Source organism: Zobellella denitrificans (genome assembly GCF_002407485.1).
Classification (GTDB): Bacteria; Pseudomonadota; Gammaproteobacteria; order Enterobacterales; family Aeromonadaceae; genus Oceanimonas; species Oceanimonas denitrificans.
In genome coordinates this window covers 1938671-1956886 of record NZ_CP012621.1, presented here as the reverse complement: position 1 = coordinate 1956886, position 18216 = coordinate 1938671, and the positions used below count along the sequence as shown (strand labels likewise).

Below are 18216 nucleotides of genomic sequence, written 5' to 3'. Positions count from 1 at the left end.
TATCCGTGCTCCCTGTCGCTCTTGCGGCTGTTCAGTGCCGCCAGGTTTTACTTTGTTATTGATTTAAATAGCGGTGCTATTACTGGCTTCCAACAGCACAGCCAACATTTCCTGTTCATGTTGGACTATCTCATCCTTACCCCAACAGTTATTCTTATCCATCAGTCTCAGCATTGCGCGAAGCTTGAGGCTGTCTATCTCATTGTTCGCCAGGCTGACTGCAAAGTGTTCCTGCTTCTGCTTGGGCTGGAAATTACTCAGCCGCGAGTTTTTACTGTGGCTGATAAGGCACAAGTTACCGAAGGCATGCAGCGCCTCATTCGGCATCGGGGAGTAACCATCCATAGGGTGTTGTGGATAGAAATGCTCTACCGAACTGCGGAAGGTAAACTCGAACCGTTTGGCCACTTCATCCATGCTTCTGGTCCGGCACCAAAGCAAATAATCGAGGAAGTTGAAGACAAAGTTGTTCTCGATATCCCCAAAGCGCATCTTTGTTCTTACTTGCTCTCGGTCTATTGCAAGCTCTGGCAAACGAGGTTCGCCATAAATCATCGCGTAATAGGATTGCCGCTGCTGCTTATCAACCGTAAGAAAGCGGCCAAAAACAAAACACTTGGCAAGCTGCTCAAGATGCTCAAGGTAGCCCTCGGCCTTGATGGACGAGTTCGGTGCATGGGTATCGAACAGGTAACGCAGTGCGCCATTCAGCCAGTGCTTGTAAACCAGGGTCGGGGTCGAAACATGGAAGGCCGACAGCAACATCAGGATTTGCCGGTTGATGCCTTCAAACCCGCCATCTCCCTCATCAAATGTGTTGATGTAACTGACACTCTTGTCTGAATACCAATTCAGCCGTTTGAGGCTCCATCCATCGGTGCCCTTGGCAAACTCGCGCTTGATAATGAACTGATCGAACAGATATTTACATTTGAGCAGCGCATAGGTGAAGTTCTGCACGGCTTCAATACGGTTTTCCTGCTTGAGTATCCTGAGTTCAAACTGCTCAATCAGCTGCTTGTCGTCTAGCGGCACCCCTTCTGTCTCACCAGGCTCCCGGCTGACCACTCGAAGCACATGCAACAAGAAGTTGGCGAAGTTAATCACGCTATTAAAACGCTCTGAGGCGGCCACTTCTTCCTCGCCGTCACTCTGAAGCGTGATCGTTTTCTTCTTAAGGATGTCGGCCAGAGTACGTCCGGTAGTGTTTGTTTCTTGAACGGTACTGAGCGCTTTGTCATCCGGTGAAGGGAGTAGCAAGTCGTTCAACTGATGGAAGTCGGCAGGCACAAAACTTCCCCAGTGATTCTGACCAAACAGACGGTGGCGTTCATCCGGGGTAAAACCGTACTGCACATAACGCTCCATATTGGAGCAAGCCTCCCAGACTCGGCCCAGTGTATTCAGACTACACTGGCGTGCTGGCTCATCTTCTATGTCATTGAGTACAGACATCAGGCGTGCTTTAACCACCTCATGCTTTTCCAGCTGCTCACCCCGGTTGTTCATCACCTCAAAGAAGTGATTGAGGTCCGTATCATCCGGCACCTCAATGCGGCTGATTTGTACATGGTTGAACAGGTAGTCCAGGAAAGCCGTCAGCTTGTCCCCTTCCAGCTTCAGATCTTTCAATGTCTTGCCGATCAGCTCGTAGCCCTTGACCAGCCCCTTGTTGAATTCACTGCCGCGCAACTTGTGGGGCTTAATCCCCTGCCGAAGCCTGGCGAAGGTGTCCGTGGAGATGGGACGGCTCTCGAACTCCAGGTTGATAGCGTTATACCAGCCCAAATCGGGCATGCCGCTTTCATGATGATTTTTCAGCCAGTTTGCCAACAAAGACAGGGTGGTGAAGCGCTGTTGACCATCAATGACCTCGAAGCACTGATGACCGCGATCAAACACCACCAGGGTACCAATGTAATAGGTTTGAGGCTCTTTACCCGCTGCTGGTCTTTGCTGATAGTCGAGCACATCCTGTATCAGCTGAGTGATTTCTCCCTCACCCCAGGCATAATTTCGCTGATACATGGGCACCAGATAGCGGGCACCATCGCTGAGTAATTCTTTGATGAAAAAGGGTTTTACAAAAGACTTACTCATAGTACTTCATCTCCCTGAAAAGGATCACCAGCTCATCCTTGGCATCACTGCCTGCTTTACGACTGTTATTGCCATTATCCGCAGCCCTGAGGGTGGGCTGCGGCCAGGAGAGGACATCGTCCGGCAGCCGGGCATCCCGGATCACCCGAAACAGATTGTTGTTCAGCACATGATTATCCATGGTGGCTAGCTGCACCACCTGCTGGCGAATGCGGCATCGGTAGGCCCAGATAAAACACTTTTCGATAGCGGCAGAAAGCCGCTGGGTGCCGAATTTATCGATATAGAAGATGAGAGCGCAATCAAACATGGAGCGCACATACTGGTCGCCGGTTCGATTTCGCTTACCGTAGGTGTTGAGGGTTTTGATGATCCGGCCTGCCAGCTGGCCTAGGGGTTCGCCCATAATGACCGGCGGTGAACTGTCGTTATCCGCTTTGTGTTCGCTTTTGATAATGGCCGACACCTGCTGCTGATAATGCTCGGCCATCTCGAAAAAACGCCGCCCGTTGATGATCATCTGATCCAGATGGAAGGGAAACCCCATCTTCTGGCCGTCGATCTTGCGCTGGTACTGACGGTTATATTCATCCACAAAATGATGGGCAATACGCAACGACTCCACATAGGGAAAATGCCCTATCCGGTCCAGGTTCACCCCCTTGAAGAGATCGACCTGCGCTTTGCCAAAATAACGTGCCGACTTCCCTTCGGCCCACTGTCTTACCCGATAGAGGTAACTGGCAAACAGGGTTGCCAGTTCATCGCTGGGTAGTTTTTCCCAGAGAGCCACCGACTCTGCCTTGAGTTCAACCTCATGCTCGTTAAACTCGCGCAGGTGATAGGCCTTCAGCAGATCATGGGGTTCCAGATCTCGGCCTCGGGCATTTTGCGAGTCGAAAAACTGAAACGCTTCCGACACATCGGTGAGCACAAAGGTCACCACCTGGCAACGGTTAAGCAAACAGTCGATGTGGATATCACTGAATTCGGGGCGGCTGACCAGGCGCGACAGCTCCCGATAGTTCTGCTGAATATTGCGCTCCGACACTCGGCTGGCAAAGCGCTGCCGTGCCATAAACTCTTCCACCAAAGGCTGAAGGTCTGACAAGGCATCTTTAAGATCCTGCCGTTCCAGCCCGGCAAGGCGGGTGTCGATAATGGCCTTTACGGCCAGCAGCAAGGTCAGTGTGCGCTGCTGACCATCCACGATATCCAGCCATGATTTCTCGTCTTGTTCCTGCCGGTGATGAAAGACCACTGATCCCAGCCGGTAGGCTGATTTGTCGATGTGGCTGCCTATATCCAGAAACAGATCGCTGATATTTTTCAGGCTCCATTTGTAGGGGCGCTGATAGGCAGGAATGGCCAGTTGCTCAAGGCTGAGCAACTGGCGAACCGAAAGAACCTCCTTGTCGATCTTCGGTATCATGCGCTGTGCTCCACCGGCAGGCGGATTTTACCGGTGAGCAGTTGCTGCATCATACCCTGCTTGAGATCCCGGGTTTTAGCCAACCGTGCTTCAAGCGCCTGAATTTCCTCGTCCATATCGGACAGTATGGTGGCGATGGCAGTTTGTTCTTTTTTTGAAGGTACAGGAACACAAACAACATTTAGGTTGTTTTTAGATATTCCGTAAACTTTCATCCCTGTTGCGAGTCTATCAAAAGAACTTTTCACTGCTGGTATGTTATGTAAATACCCTCTATACCCATCAGAAAGTTGCTGACCCTTATCTCGCAAAAGAAATGTGTGCAAACCTGCAATTACTTGTCTCTCTCCAACATTGAACACCTCTACACTCTTACCTATACCTTCATAGTCTTCTGATGCATCGGCCATTATCACATCACCATCCTCAATCAGAGATGAAGAAACAAGGTCTCTAGAAATACTGGGCAGTTCTATAATTTCCAAATCTATTTTATTATTCCACTTAGTGTGAATATCACCATAATGTACATAGCCACAATCGCCTTCACGGGTTAGATCAGCTCGGGAGTTTGTTGAAGTAGATAGAAAAGTAAATATCTCACCATAAGTTTTAACCTCCCAATCCTCCGGTATCTCCCCCAGCTCGCTGGTTTTATAGCCTTTGGGACTGCCATCGGGCCAAGTGGCGAACTGCGGCAGGCGAGTACGGCCGGTCAGCAGTTGCTGCATGGTGGCGGTTTTAATGGCCTGCTTCTTGGCGACCAGGGCTTCCAGGCTGCCGAGCAGCGCATCCATATCGGACAACGCATTGGCAATGGCGGTTTGTTCTTCTTTAGGTGGGAAAGGAATCTTAATGCTCTTAACAATCCCACCACTCAAATTTTCTTGTCCACCAGAATTACTGAGCTCTCTAATGCTCTCATACATAGAATTAAGCACATGCAAAACATACGTATTTGTGTTTAAATCCTTTAATTCAATTGAAGCACACGCTTGGTTTATTGTTGCATCAAAACCAAGCAATGCTACTTTCCCTCGAGTTTTACCTTGCCCATACATGGCCATTAATATGGAGCCAGCCTTGCACCGCTTAACAGAGGATCTTTCAACACCTTTTGGGGTTATGAACTCATTGGCATTATTGATCACTTGGCCATCTATGAGTGTCGTTGTAACCCATGGAATATCACCGCCCCAATACTCAGCCACTTTACGGTTTGGCGTTCCTCCAGAAAAAACTGTTGCTAACTCACCAATGGTTTTATATTCCCAATCCTCCGGAATCACACCTACTTCGGTCTGCTTATACCCTGCCGGCACCACCTGCTCCGCTGTTGCCAGTTCTTTTTCGCTCACTTGCGCCACCTGATTATTCATTGCTGTCTTCCTGCTCAAATGATTGCGACAATTGCGCCATGGCCCTGGCCCGCTCGCGCTCCAGCTCCCGCTTCAGCTCTTCTTCGCTGGGCAAATAGGGCAGGTATTTGGCGGCAAACAGCTGTTTTTTGTCTGCCAGCACGGAATATTTCACCACGGCTTCGCTCTTTTCGCTGCACAGCACCAGACCAATGGTGGGGTTGTCGTCGTCGCCCTTGCGCTGCTCGTCATACAGGCGTACATAGGTGTCCATCTGGCCAATGTCCTGATGCCTGAGTTTGCCCAGCTTCAGATCCACCAGCAGAAAGCACTTGAGCTTGAAGTTGTAAAACACCAAATCGATATAGAAGTCTTCGTCGTCAAAGCGAATGCGCTGCTGGCGCTCCACAAAGGCAAAGCCCTTGCCCAGCTCCAGCAAAAACTGCTGCAGGTTGCTGATAATGGCCTGCTCCAGCTCGCTCTCCCGCCAGCTGGCGTGCGGCAGGTTAAGAAAGTCCAGAATATAGGGGTCGCGCAAATAATCCTGGGCGGTTTCGGCCAGAGGCTGGGTCAGCTGGTCGGCCTCCTGCTGCACCAGTGCCTTGTTCTGGCTGGCCAGCAGACGCTCATAATAAAGCGTGCCAATCTGCCGCTCCAGGGCGCGGGCGCTCCAGCTCTGGTTAATGGCTTCCTGCGTATACCAGCTTCGCGCAGCGGGGTTTTCTAGCCGCAGCAGGGTGCGGTAGTGGGTCCAGCTCAATTCGGGACGCAGTGCGTCTCGAATTGGAAACGCCTGATAAAACCGGCGCATATGCCTTAAATTGGTGACATCAAAACCCTTGCCCAGCCGGCTGGTCAGCTGTTGCGACAGGCTTTGCAGCTGCTGCCGGCCATATTCCGCGCGGCTTTGCCCCTGCTGCTCGTGCTCCACAATCAGCCGCCCCACTTCCCAGTAGCCTTGCACCATGGCGCTGTTTACCGCCTGCTGCACCCGGCCACGAGCCTGCTCTATCTGCTCGGCAATGGCTTGCGCCAGCCCGTCCAGGGCTTGCTCCCGTGGCCGGCTCACAGGCTGAGCCCCATGGCTTTCAGGTGGCCGGCGACTTTCTCACTTAAATCTTGCACTGCCTGGGTCAGCTCGGGCAGCGGCTGGCTGTAGCGTTCTTCCAGCTGCTTGACCCGGTTGGCCAGCTGCTGGGTGACCCGTTCCACCTCGGCAGTAATGGCGCTCTTTAAATGGGCCAGCCATTTGTCCTGCACCATCAGGGTTTTAATGGCGTCGTCATCGAGCTTGCCGTATTGCCTGAATACCGCTTCGTCCAAGGCGTCCTGGGCATCCTTCAGTGCCTTTTTGGCACTGGCCTCGGCATCGAACAGCTTTTTGGCCTGCCTGAGGGCGGCTTTTTCTTCCGCATCACGAGCCTGCTTCAGGCGAGCGGTGACGCTTACCTTGGTGACCTTGTCCTTGTCGTTGAGGGCGTCGCTAAGCAGGCCGTCGTCACTGCTGTTTTCCTCGATAAAGCTTTCCAGCGCCTGGGTGGCGCCGTCCAGTTCCGCTTGCAGTTCATTTAGTGTGTTCTGTTCGTCCTTGAAATAACGGGCAACAATGAGCGCGGGCGGAATAAGCTCGGCCTTGTACTTCACCTTGTTGATGACGAGATCCGGGGTTTCCTTCAGCTTTTCACCCCTGGCGGCCACCAGCTTGCGCAGTACCTTGCCAGCCGGCCAGCCGTCCTGCACCAGCACATATACATCGTCCTGCATATCCTCGGCCCAGTAGTCCATCAGCAGCTGATATACATCGTATTTGCTGAGCAGGGGCATGTTGGCATAGCGGCTTAACAGGTCTTCCGACAGATCAAAAATCAGCTCCTTGGGGCTGTCGCCCTTGGCGATTTCATCAAGCTTTGCGTCCTCGGCCCATTGGGTAAAGGGCACCAGGCTGCGCCCGGCAAAACTCTTGAACTCGTCGTGGGCCAGAATGGTGCTTTTCACCTCGGCGGCACTCACCAGTGCCCGGCTGTACCCTTTCCGCGCCGACGCGAACAGGGTGGCACGCAGGCTGGGGAACACTTGCCAGTAATCGACCAGGGCGTCGATATCCCGGTTGGGTATGCCCCCTTGCAGATGGGCGGACAGGTCGTGCAGGTCTTCCGGGTCGCTTGAGTCAATGTAACGGGGAATGTTGAGGTTATAGTCGTTGGCCACGATTTCTCTCAGGGGCACATGGCGGCTGAAGCGTGGCAGCTCAATGCCTTTGGTGAACACATCCACGATTTTATGAATGTCCTGGCTGCGCAGCCGGTTCTTGTTGCCGTCCTTTATAAAGCCCTTGCTGGCATCCACCATAAAGATGCCCTGCCCGGCCTCGCCTGCCCGGCTGCGGGCTCGGGATTTGTCCAGCACGATAATGCAGGCGGGAATGCCGGTGCCATAAAACAGGTTGGCGGGCAGGCCGATAATGCCCTTGATGTAGCCCTGCCTGATCAGGTTTTCACGAATGCGGGCCTCGGCGTTGCCGCGAAACAGCACACCGTGGGGCAAAATCACCGCCCCCTTGCCATTGCTGTTCAGGCTTTTGAGAATATGCAGCAAAAAGGCGTAGTCGCCGTTTTTCTCCGGCGGTATGCCCCATTCAAAGCGGCCAAATTCATCTTCTGCCGGGTTCAGGCCGCTGGTCCAGTTTTTGTTGGAAAACGGCGGGTTGGCCACGGCAAAGTCGAAGGTCTTGAGCTGGCCGTTGTCGTCCTTCCACTGGGGCGCACTCAGGGTGTTGCCCTTCCAGATCTTGGCGGTGGCGTTGTCGTGCAAAATCATGTTCATGCGGGCCAGGGCGCTGGTGGCGTTATCCATTTCCTGGCCATAGATGGACAGGCCCCTGGGCGCCTCGTCACTGGCCTTGAGCAGCAGGGAGCCGGAGCCACAGGTGGGGTCGTAAACGGTGGCTTCCTGGGAAGTGTCTTTGTTAATGCCCACCACCTTGGCCAGAATGCGCGACACTTCCGACGGGGTATAAAACTGGCCCTTGCTCTTGCCGGACTCGGTGGCGAAGTGGCGCATCAGGTATTCGTAGGCATCCCCCAGCAGGTCGTCGCCCTCGGCCCGGTTGGCCGAGAGATCAATGCCCTCAAAAATGCCGATAAGGTTCGACAGCCGGTCGATCATGTCCTTGCCACGGCCCAGCTTGTCTTCGTCGTTGAAGTCGGCCACATCGATCACGCCCTTGAGATCGTTCTCTTGTGCCAGGGCGCTGATGATCTTGTTGATCTTGTCACCAATTTCCTTGTCGCCCTTCAGCGCCACCATGTCGTCAAAGCTCGCCCCCGGCGGCACTTCAATCATGGAGTAAGGATTGTCCCTGGCCTTGTCGGACACGTATTTCATGAACAACAGGGTAAGCACATAGTCCTTGTACTGGGAGGCATCCATGCCGCCACGCAGCTGATCGCAGCTGGCCCAGAGGGAGGAATAAAGTGCGGTTTTTTTAATGGCCATGGAGATCCTTGAAAGCACGATAAGAAATGACGAAAAAGTCGCCAAATCAGGCAAATAAAGAGATAAGGCAAAGTATGCCTAAGCTGCTTCAGGCTGACCAGCCTTCGTTAAAGAGTCCATAGACCCGCCCGGTCAAGCGGTGGAAGCGGTAAAGCTGGTGCTCCTGCCCTCATTACTGACAGCACCCTGGCGCAGGAACAATGGCACTGGCCAACGCAAATTCCCCATCTGGCCCTTGCGGCCTGAGCGCGCTTTGGCTCGAATGGCGAAGTGTTTCACTCAGGATCCATTCTAACCAGGGAGCTGTTATGTACGTACTGATGGATATCATGGTCTCGCCCGGCGGCGTTGGCGTGTCGGTGTCGCCTTATGTGGCCATGTGCCAGCAAATTTTTGAGGATGCCGGCCTGGTGCACACCATGCACGGCTACGGCACCAATGTGGAAGGCGAATGGGATGAGGTGATGGCGGCGGTCAAGCGCTGCCACGAGGTGCTGCACGATGCCGGCGCCGTGCGCATTACCAGCCATATCAAGCTGGGCACCCGCAACGACCGGGCGCAGACCATGGCCGACAAGGTCGCCAGCGTGCAACAAAAGCTGGGCGGCTAGAGTGCCATATGGTTTAAAAATCAAGCGGTCAGGCGTGTGTTATCCCTGCCACTCTTCTCGTCGGCGGCAAACGATGTTTGCAGATTGGCACCTTGGCTGGTGGAGCGCAGGCGGGCCTACCACACCCAGCTTTAAAGAGGCTGAGGCAGAACAGGCATCGCGGGCTGGGCTGTGCCTTCGCCCACCTCGGCGCCACTCTCATGCGGGCGGGCCGCCCGCGCCCCAAGCATCATCTCAGCGTCAGGCTGCCGTCCGGCTGGAGGCGGAATGCCGTGCCGGTATGTGTTCCTTCCCGGTTCAATCGCTGCGCCAGCCAGGCCGCGTCTTCGGGCCGGGCCCGGCACAGCCGGAACCGGCTCAGCTGCAACGGCACCAGCCGCAGCGACTGCAAGCGGCCGCTGTCCCGCTCAAGCACCGGAAAGAACATCAGCACCAGATCGGGCCGGTATTGCTCGTAACCGTGGATGCCCTCGTAGTCGTTGATAAAATCGCCGCAGCCATAAAGGATCAGTCGCTCCCGGTACAGCTCCAGCCCCAGCACATGGTGGGATGAATGGCCGTGCACCAGGTCGACCCCGGCCTCGTCGATCAGGGCCCGGGCGAAATCGCGGTGAGCGGCCGGTATGGCGTAACCCCAGTTAGGGCCCCAGTGGATCGACACCAGCACCCGGTCCCCTGGCCGTTGCCAGCGCCGGATCAGGGCCTTGAGCTCGTCGAGTGCTGGCGCCGTCAGCGCCGGCAAAAAGAATACCCCAGGTCGGTTGACGCCGGCCGCCCAGCTTTCCGGCACGCCGCTGGAGGCCAGGGCCAGGGCGAAGATCAGCAGGCGCCCGCCCTCCCCGGGTCCGAGTTCGATCCTGGCCGGCGCCCTGGCCTCGGCGAGATCCCTGCCGGCACCGGCGGTGCGGATGCCCTGTCGTTCCAGCCCGGCCAGGGTGTCGAGCAGCCCCCGCCGGCCCCAGTCCAGCACATGGTTGTTGGCCAGGACACAGACATCGATGCCGGCGGCGCCGAGGACGGGCAGGTTGGCCGGATGCATGCGGTAGTTGATGCCCTTGGGCTGCCAGTCTTCGCTGGTGGTGATGCTGGTTTCCAGGTTGATCACCCGCACCGCAGGCCCGACCCGCGCCAGCTCGGCCAGGGCGTCGCCCCAGACATAGGCAAAGCCGACCCGTCGCGGGATCCGCCCTCGCCGCTGCTCGGCCAGCCTGACATAGCCGCTCGCCCGGGTCATATAGGCTTCGTGCAGCTCGTCCGGGCAGGAACGAGGCAGGATCTGGTCGATCCCCCTGCCCGTCATCACATCGCCGCACAGGAACAGGCTCAAGGTTCGCCGGGACATAGGGCTCCTTCCGGGAAAAGACGTGCCTTACATCTCCAGTCTGGCAAAAAATACGCAGAAGCCGCCGTAAATTTAACATAACGTCATCGGTTGCGCATTTATGGCTGCCTTATCAGATAGCGGGTGCTGCGGCCTCTTAAACCTTATATTCGGCTCATATATCAAGCCGATTAAGTTCCCTATTCGGCTCACCCGTTTTGTCGCTACCCTCCCCTGGTGCCGGCGGTCCCGACCCGCTACCATGGCGGCATGATCGGCGGAATAACAAGGAAAACCCATGGAGATCCTCATCGCGGCCAGCAATGCCCTGGCCAAATGGCTGCGGCTGGAGCTGCCTCGCCTGCCCAGCCCGGACGGCAAGCGCATTGGCACCCAGCCGCTGACCACGGGCTTCGGCCGGGTGTCCTGGCAATGCCATCTGGTGGAGCATGGCCGCCCTGGCGGTCTGCGTCATTACACGGTGATCGCGGTCGAGGCCCACAGCCGCTACGCCCTGCTGCTGCCTTTTTTCGAGCCGCCCACGCAGGCGGAGCTGGAGTCGATGCTGCTGGAGCGCTGGGGCAACGAGGCGCTGCACCTGGCCCTGGAGAGCGGCGCCGTCAACGACGACGAGCTGCCGCTGATGGTGGCGCGTTTCTTCGCCGAAGACCGGCGGATCACCTGGGTCAACAACAGCGATCCCAGCATCAACGGTCATATCACCGATACCGGCGAGTGGCTGAAAAGCACCCTGGCCCATGAAGAGCTGGACTATCTGGACGACAACCACTGCTACGGCCTGGGCCTGCATATCAACCAGCAGTACAAACGGGTCGGTGGCAACCGCAGCCAGCCCTTCCGGCCGGTGATCCGCCTGCTGGACGATGCCCTGTTCCGCTTCGGCCAGGGGCTGGCGGTGGAGTGCTATCCCGACACCCCGGTGGGGGATTTCCCCTGCCCCTACCCGGACCGGCCGGTGCGCGACAACGTGGTGCGGCTGGCCGACTTCCGCCGCCGCGGTTAATTCCCGGGCAGGGTGCAGTAAGAAGGAAAGCGCACCTGCCGCCAGAGACCCTCGCACAGGGAGGCGGGATCCCGCCGGTCGCCGGCCAGCAGCCAGTCCACCAGTTGCTCCGCCACCTCCGGATAGTGCACCGGCTCGGCGGGAGGCCGGGCCAGCCAGGCGGCCACGGCGCTGCTGTCCAGCCGCGCCATCACGCTGCCCAGGTTCAGCCGCGCCAGGGCCAGGGCATTGGACAGTTGCTCGAACTGGCCCCCGAGCGGCTTGACCAGCAGTTTCTTGCCCAGGCTCAACGCCTCCGAGGACAACTCGAAGCCGCTGTTGGCGATAACACCGGCGGACTCCGCCAGATCCCGCAGAAATCCCTGACGCGATGGCGTGCGCCAGTGCAGGTGTCCCTGCTCCCGCGGCGCGGCCCCGGGGTGATAGCAGTAGAACCGGACATGGGGAAAGCCCCCGAGCAGGGCCGCGATATCCCCCGGCGCCTCGAACGGCAGGTATACCAGTACCTTGTCGGGCACGGTGGCGGCGACGGCCGGCGCCGGCGCTATCAGCGGTGGCAGCAATGGTTGCCCGAAATGGTGCCAGTGCAGGCCCAACTGGCCGTCGGCCGGCGCAAAATGGCGGATAAGCCGGCGGTTCAGCCAGCCCTCCCCCTGCCGGGGAATATCGCTCAGAAAGGCGGCCTGGTGGCTGATACCGACGCAGGGCACCCCCGCCCGCCGGGCGGCCCAGGCGGTGACCGGCTCGAAGTCGTTCAGCACCAGATCGTAGTCCCGCACCGGCAGGGCATGGATATCCTTCAGCAGTTGCCGCGGGCGGCAGCGGCCCAGGGTGGCCAGGGTATCGACCCGCCCCCGCCGGGTGACGAAGGTGAGCCCGCTGCGGCTCTGGTAGTCGCCGAATGTCGCCATGTCGAAATAGTCTTCCGGCCGCCGGCCGCTGAACAGGAAATCCACCGCCAGCCCGCGCCGGCGCAGCGCCGCGGCCATGACCCTGGCCCGGGTGATGTGGCCGTTGCCGGTACCCTGTACTCCGTAAAGAATGCGCATCGGACTCCCCCCTTAAAAAACCAACAGGGCGACCAGGCCGCCCAGCAGCAGCCCGGCGAGGATATCGGAGGGAAAATGCACCCCCAGCCAGACCCGGGACCAGCCCACCAGCAACGCCCAGGGCAGCACCGGCCAGGCGGCGGCGCCGAAATGCAGCAGGCTCAGGCTGGCCACCAGCATGGCGGCGGCGGTGTGACCCGACGGCAGGCTGAAGCGGTCGGAAGGGGCGATATAGGCCCGGGCGTCCGGCAGGGCCAGCGCCGGCCGGCGCCGCCGGCAACCATTTTTCAGGCTGAGGTAGAGCGGCAGCTCCAGGGCGAAGGCCAGCAACAGATCCAGCACATAGGCCTGCAGCGGCGCCTCCCGGCTCAGCCAGAAGAAGAGCCCCAGCAGCACATAGGGCGGACCGTCGCCGGTGCGGGAAATCCAGCGGGCCAGCCAGGCCCGCTGCTGCCAGTGGCGGCTGGCCTGGGTTCGGCGAAACAGCCGGTGATCGAGGCGGGTCAATGCATCCAGTACCATGGGCTCTCCTCCCTGCTCGGCTCCCATGGTCGCGGGCCGGGATGACAGGGCGGTGACCGGCGCATGACGATTGCGCGACAAGCCGGCACAGATTTTTACACAGAGGCTCGACCTGCCGGCCGGCTCAAGTATACTGGCTGCAATTTACCTAAGTTGATGAGTTTTCGAGTGCAACCACTGAGTCCTGCCGAACTGAATCCTGCTTTTTCCCTGCCCGATCTCGCCAGCCTGAACGATGTCACTCCCCTGCCGTTCAGCGCGCTGCAGGCCCGGGCCGATTCCGCCTTCGCCACCCTGGCGGGGCTGAACGCCGCCAATCCGGTGCTGCTGCTGAACGGTTTCCCGGGGGTGGATTACGAGGAGCTGGTGCAGGATCTGGTGCAAAAGCACGCCAACCACGCGGATCTGTTCGATCTCTGCTACGCGGAAAACCTGCATCATCCGCAAAAGCCGATCTGGCTCAGGCTCAAGGCCGGTACCGGCATCGAGTTCTGCGAGCTGGTCGGCCAGTTGCTGGAGCTGTCCTCCCGCCACCTGGAGGCCGAGCACATCGTCCAGCGGATCCTGAAGAAACAGGGCAACGACGAGAAGATTGCCGACTACCTGTCGTTGCTGTCCCAGCACGTGGCCGCCGGCGGCGGCTTCAGCCACCCCATCCTCATCAACCTGATGGTGCACCGCCACGACAGCACCATTCCCATCGTCTACGCCCGCCAGTTCAGCGCCGAGCAGCTGTTCGGCGCCATCCACTTCCAGACCGAGCAGGGCTCGGTGTTCAGCCACCATCACCTGCTGGAGCCGGGGCTTATCCACCAGGCCAACGGCGGTTACCTGATAGTGCCGATCGAAGAGCTGCTGGATCAGCCCAATCTCTGGTTCCGGCTGAAAAACGCCCTGGTCACCCGCCGGGTGGAGTGGAGCCGGCCGGCGGAAATGGCGGCCTTCTACTTCCAGCCCGAGCCGCCGCCCCTGGATATCCACCTGATCCTGGTGGGCGATCGCATGTCGGTGGCCGAGCTCTATATCCTGGACCGGGAGCTGGATACCCTCGCCTTTTTGCGCGCCGACATCATCCCCGAGTGGGATGCCCAAGCGGATCTGCCGACCTACCTCGGCTTCCTGGCCCACCTGCGCCGCAAGCACGAACTGCTGGACATGGACAGGGGCGCCATGCTGCGCCTGTGCCGCTACGGCAGCCGTCTCACCGAGCACCAGCACCGGCTCTCCCTGGTGGAAGCCCAGCTGCTCGCCCTGATGCAGCTGGCCGACGTCATCGCCAAGCGCGAGCAGGGCGAACTCATCACCGAGGCCCAGGTGGTGCTGGCCCAGCAGGAGCAGGACTACCGGCTGAGCTTTTTGGTGGAGCACTCGGATCTGGGGGTGCGCGACGGCCAGATCCTGCTGCAGACCCGGGGCCGGGAAGTGGGCCAGATCAACGGCCTCTCGGTGATCCAGATAGTGGGCCACCCCTACGACTTTGGTGAGCCGGTGCGGCTCACCGCCACCGTGCACCTGGGCGACGGCGACATCGCCGACATCGAGCGCAAGGCGGAGCTGGCCGGCCATATCCATGCCAAGGCCATGATGATCATCCACGGCTACCTGGCCAATTTGTTCGGCGCCGAGCATCCCTCCCCGCTTTCCGCCAACCTGGTGTTCGAGCAGTCCTACCACGAAATCGACGGCGACAGCGCCTCCCTCGCCGGCCTGTGCGCCCTGCTCTCGGCCCTGGCCCGGGAGCCGATTTACCAGCACTTCGCCATTACCGGTGCCGTGGATCAGTTCGGCAAGGTGCAGCCGGTGGGCGGCGTCAACGAGAAGATAGAAGGCTTTTTCCGGCTGTGCCGGCTGCAGGGCCTGACCGGCGAGCAGGGGGTGCTGATCCCGGCCAGTAACCGGCTGCAGCTCAACCTGTCCGACGAGGTCTGTGCCGCCGTGGCCGAGGGTCGCTTCCATATCTACCCGGTGGCCCATGTGGAAGAGGCCATCGAGCTGCTCACCGGCTGCCCGGCGGGCGACGTGGACAGGCCCGAGACCCTGTTCGGGCGCATCCGCGAGCGGCTGGACGACCTCAACGGCCACACCATGGAAAGCGGCTTTTTACGGCGTTTATTCCGCCGGAATTAGAGATCGGACTTGTCTGGCGCACAGCTGTTCGCTAAAGTGACGCCAATTTTGTCACCAGGCCATTGTGGTCTGCTCGAATCAGGAAGAGTGAAATGCCTTCACAGAAAGAACTGGGCAAACACGCCTTTACCAAAGACGAACTGCTGGCCTGTAGCCGTGGTGAACTGTTCGGCCCGGGCAACAGCCAGCTGCCCGCCCCCAACATGCTGATGATGGACCGCATCGTGCACATCAGCGACGAAGGCGGCGAGCACGGCAAGGGCGAGATCCTGGCCGAGCTGGATATCAACCCCGAGCTGTGGTTCTTCGACTGCCACTTCCCCGGCGATCCCGTCATGCCCGGCTGCCTGGGCCTGGACGCCATGTGGCAGCTGGTGGGCTTCTTCCTGGGCTGGAAGGGCGGCCCCGGCAAGGGTCGCGCCCTGGGCGTGGGCGAGGTGAAATTCACCGGCCAGATCCTGCCCACCGCCAAGAAAGTGACCTACAAAATCACCATGAAGCGGGTGATCTGGCGCAAGCTGATCATGGGCATCGCCGACGGCATCGTGGAAGTGGACGGCCGCGTGATCTACGAGGCCAAGGATCTGAAGGTCGGTCTCTTCACCGATACCTCCAGCTTCTGAGCAGGCAACGGATACGTTAAGGCCCCGATGTTCGGGGCCTTTTTTGTTGAAGGAGAAAAATGTTTACTTCATGAAGAGGCCAGAGCCTTTGTCTTCCATTGCGTCTCGCCAGCCCCCTAACCAATGGCCTTTGGCATCGAAATCGTTGTAGGGGCACTGCTCTTTAGAACGACCACTGACTCCAGCTTGGTAACCGCGGGTACGCGCTCTTTCCAAACGGTCACGTTTTTGTCTCTTCATAGGTATAACCCTCATTTAATCAACAAAAAGTGCACGGCCAATCCAACGGCCGCACCCTATGAATAGTTGAGTTGATGAGTGAGATCAAGGCCAATTTCTGAGCATAGCTCAGCTTCCCGGATTAGCGACTGATATTTATGAAGTTTTGATGAAAGAGCAAAAGCCGGAATTGTGAGCCGGCTCACTCAGCCGGCCGCCAGCTCCTCCAGCTCCTCCCAGCGGGCAAAGGCCTGCTCCAGCTCGGCTTCCACCGCCGCCAGGGCCTGCAACCGGGACTGGGTCACCGCCTCCGGCTGGGCGAAGAAGTCGGGCGCGTTGATCTCCTCCTGCAGGGCGGCGATCTGCTGCTCCAGCTGCTCCAGGCGGGCGGGCAAACCGTCCAGCTCCTGCTGCAGCTTGTACGACAGCTTCTTGCCGGACTTGGGCGCCGGCTTCTCCACCCGGGGCGCGGGCTTCTCTTCCTTCTCCCTGGTTGGCGTCGCCTCGGTCTGGTGCGCGCGCTGGAACAGCATGTCCTGGTAGCCGCCCACGTACTCGCTCACCCTGCCCTCGCCTTCGAACAGCCAGCAGTGGGTCACGGTATTGTCGATAAAGTCCCGGTCGTGGCTGACCAGCAGCAGGGTGCCCTGGTAGTCGGCGAGCAGCTCTTCGAGCAGCTCCAGGGTTTCCACGTCCAGATCGTTGGTGGGCTCGTCCAGCACCAGCAGGTTGCAGGGCTTGAGGAACAACCGGGCCAGCAGCAGCCGGTTCTTCTCGCCGCCGGACAGCGCCTTCACCGGGGTCCGGGCGCGCTTGGGCTCGAACAGGAAATCCTGCAGGTAGCCCAGCACGTGGCGGCTCTTGCCGCCCACCTCCACTTCCTGCTTGCCGTCGGCCAGGTTGTCCATCACGGTGCGCTCGGGATCGAGCTGCTCCCGGTACTGATCGAAATAGGCCACTTCCAGCTTGGTGCCGCCCTTGAGGGTGCCGCTCTGGGCCTCGAGCTGGCCCAGCAGCAGCTTGATCAGGGTACTCTTGCCGCAGCCGTTGGGGCCGACCAGGGCAATCTTGTCGCCCCGCTGCACCAGGGCGGAAAAGTCCTTGAGGATAGGCTTGCCTTCGTAGCTGAAACCCAGCTTTTCCGCCTCGAACACGATTTTGCCCGAGCGGCGCACCTCGTCCAGGGTGACGTTGACCTTGCCCAGGCTCTCCCGCCGCTGGCTGCGCTCATTACGCAGCGCCTTCAGCGCCCGCACCCGGCCTTCGTTACGGGTACGACGCGCCTTGATGCCCTGGCGGATCCAGGCTTCCTCCTGGGCCAGGCGCTTGTCGAACAGGGCGTTCTGCTCCGCCTCCACCCGCAACGCCTCTTCCTTGTTGACCAGGTAGTCGTCGTAGTTGCCGGGCCAGCTGGAGAGCTTGCCCCGGTCCAGATCCAGGATGCGGGTGGCCATCTTGCGGATAAAGGCCCGATCGTGGCTGATAAAGACGATGGCGCCGCGAAAATCGACCAGGAAGCCCTCCAGCCAGGCGATGGCGTCGATGTCCAGGTGGTTGGTGGGTTCGTCCAGCAGCAGGATGTCGGGATCGTTGGCCAGGGCGCGGGCCAGGGCCACCTTGCGCAGCCAGCCGCCGGACAGATCCTGGAGCCGGGTGTCGCCGTTCAGGCCGAGCAGGGTCAGGCTCTGGTTGATGCGGGTGTCGAACTGCCAGCCGTCGGCGTGCTCCACCTGCTCCTGCAGCCGCATCAGCTCCTTCATCGCCTTGTCGGAGCTGTCGTGGCTCACCTTCTCCAGCTGGTGATGGTAGGCGGCCAGCAGCTCGCCCAGCTCCGCCAGGCCGCCGGCCACGTAGTCGAACACCGTCTGATCGTCGTCGACCTGGGGCGGATCCTGCTCCAGCCGGGCGATTTTCACCCCCTGCTGCAGCTGGCGACGGCCATCGTCAAGCTGGATGTCGCCGGCGATCACCTTCATCAGGGTCGATTTGCCGGCGCCGTTGCGGCCGACGATACACAGCCGTTCACCGGCCTGAATGTTCAATTCCACCCCGTCCAGCAGCGGGGCATCTCCGAACGCCAGCTGGGCGTTCTGCAGGGTCAGCAAACTCATGATGTTACTCGGCTAAAGTCGATAAGGTCGGCGGCGGTAAAGGGCCAGTCCAGCTCGGCGCCGTCGGCGCGGCGCAGCACCGGGATGCGCACCGCGTAGGCGGCAAGCCAGCGCTCGTCGTCGATGATGTCCTTGATGTCGGTGTCGGCGGCCAGCCCGGTCTGCTCCAACAGCCGCCAGGCCTGCTCGCACAGGTGGCAGCCGTCGGTGGAAAACAGCGTCAT

15 protein-coding genes are annotated in these 18216 nt (G+C 59.3%); 4 read left to right on the top strand and 11 right to left on the bottom strand.

The genetic code is table 11. The features are described from left to right. Positions 1–63 precede the first annotated feature (63 nt). From AN401_RS09265 to AN401_RS09245, 5 genes are read right to left on the bottom strand one after another with little or no spacing between them, the layout of a single operon-like run. Complete coding sequence (locus AN401_RS09265; protein ID WP_096779163.1) at positions 64–2100, bottom strand: DUF262 domain-containing protein; 2037 nt, start codon at positions 2098–2100, stop codon at positions 64–66. Further along, positions 2093–3532 (bottom strand): DUF262 domain-containing protein, encoded by a 1440-nt coding sequence (locus AN401_RS09260; RefSeq protein ID WP_096779162.1) that lies wholly within the window; start codon positions 3530–3532, stop codon positions 2093–2095. Before AN401_RS09260 ends, AN401_RS09265 begins: the two co-directional genes overlap by 8 nt. After that, positions 3529–4911, bottom strand: coding sequence for a restriction endonuclease subunit S (locus tag AN401_RS09255; RefSeq protein WP_096779161.1), 1383 nt, complete (start codon positions 4909–4911; stop codon positions 3529–3531). Before AN401_RS09255 ends, AN401_RS09260 begins: the two co-directional genes overlap by 4 nt. Beyond that, entirely contained in the window at positions 4904–5959 is a 1056-nt protein-coding gene (locus AN401_RS09250) for a PDDEXK nuclease domain-containing protein (protein ID WP_096779160.1), read from the bottom strand. Before AN401_RS09250 ends, AN401_RS09255 begins: the two co-directional genes overlap by 8 nt. Further along, positions 5956–8385, bottom strand: a complete 2430-nt coding sequence (locus AN401_RS09245; RefSeq protein ID WP_096779159.1) for a type I restriction-modification system subunit M — start codon at positions 8383–8385, stop codon at positions 5956–5958. Before AN401_RS09245 ends, AN401_RS09250 begins: the two co-directional genes overlap by 4 nt. 308 nt (positions 8386–8693) lie before the next feature. Here AN401_RS09245 and AN401_RS09240 point away from each other — a divergent pair, with 308 nt between their 5' ends. Next, positions 8694–8996, top strand: a complete 303-nt coding sequence (locus AN401_RS09240; protein ID WP_094038816.1) for an MTH1187 family thiamine-binding protein — start codon at positions 8694–8696, stop codon at positions 8994–8996. 229 nt (positions 8997–9225) lie between these two features. Here the strand turns inward: AN401_RS09240 and AN401_RS09235 are convergent, their stop codons facing one another. Further along, positions 9226–10338 (bottom strand): CapA family protein, encoded by a 1113-nt coding sequence (locus AN401_RS09235; protein ID WP_094038817.1) that lies wholly within the window; start codon positions 10336–10338, stop codon positions 9226–9228. 277 nt (positions 10339–10615) lie between these two features. Here AN401_RS09235 and AN401_RS09230 point away from each other — a divergent pair, with 277 nt between their 5' ends. Next, on the top strand, positions 10616–11341 hold the full coding sequence (locus AN401_RS09230; protein ID WP_096779158.1) for a hypothetical protein: 726 nt from the start codon (positions 10616–10618) through the stop codon (positions 11339–11341). Here the strand turns inward: AN401_RS09230 and AN401_RS09225 are convergent. Both AN401_RS09225 and AN401_RS09220 read right to left on the bottom strand, forming a co-directional pair. Then, a complete protein-coding gene (locus tag AN401_RS09225) occupies positions 11338–12390 on the bottom strand; it encodes an MJ1255/VC2487 family glycosyltransferase (RefSeq protein WP_096779157.1) in 1053 nt (350 codons plus the stop codon). The two genes, AN401_RS09230 and AN401_RS09225, sit on opposite strands and share 4 nt — an antisense overlap. Positions 12391–12402: 12 nt before the next feature. Beyond that, positions 12403–12912, bottom strand: coding sequence for a phosphatase PAP2 family protein (locus tag AN401_RS09220; protein ID WP_096779156.1), 510 nt, complete (start codon positions 12910–12912; stop codon positions 12403–12405). A 168-nt stretch (positions 12913–13080) separates the two neighbouring features. Here AN401_RS09220 and AN401_RS09215 point away from each other — a divergent pair, with 168 nt between their 5' ends. Beyond that, entirely contained in the window at positions 13081–15039 is a 1959-nt protein-coding gene (locus AN401_RS09215; protein WP_096779155.1) for a Lon protease family protein, read from the top strand. A 92-nt stretch (positions 15040–15131) separates the two neighbouring features. Beyond that, entirely contained in the window at positions 15132–15662 is a 531-nt protein-coding gene (gene fabA / locus AN401_RS09210) for a 3-hydroxyacyl-[acyl-carrier-protein] dehydratase FabA (RefSeq protein ID WP_094038822.1), read from the top strand. 63 nt (positions 15663–15725) lie between these two features. Here the strand turns inward: fabA and rmf are convergent, their stop codons facing one another. The 3 genes from rmf to AN401_RS09195 form a co-directional block, all read right to left on the bottom strand. After that, positions 15726–15902, bottom strand: a complete 177-nt coding sequence (rmf, locus tag AN401_RS09205; RefSeq protein WP_094038823.1) for a ribosome modulation factor — start codon at positions 15900–15902, stop codon at positions 15726–15728. A gap of 185 nt (positions 15903–16087) precedes the next feature. Then, the gene (uup, locus tag AN401_RS09200; RefSeq protein WP_096779154.1) at positions 16088–17992 is read right to left on the bottom strand and encodes an ATP-binding cassette ATPase Uup; all 1905 of its coding nucleotides are present in this window, start codon (positions 17990–17992) and stop codon (positions 16088–16090) included. Continuing rightward, positions 17989–18216 carry a glutaredoxin family protein gene (locus AN401_RS09195; RefSeq protein WP_176442002.1) on the bottom strand — a complete coding sequence of 76 codons (228 nt, stop codon included), beginning with the start codon at positions 18214–18216 and terminating at the stop codon, positions 17989–17991. Before AN401_RS09195 ends, uup begins: the two co-directional genes overlap by 4 nt.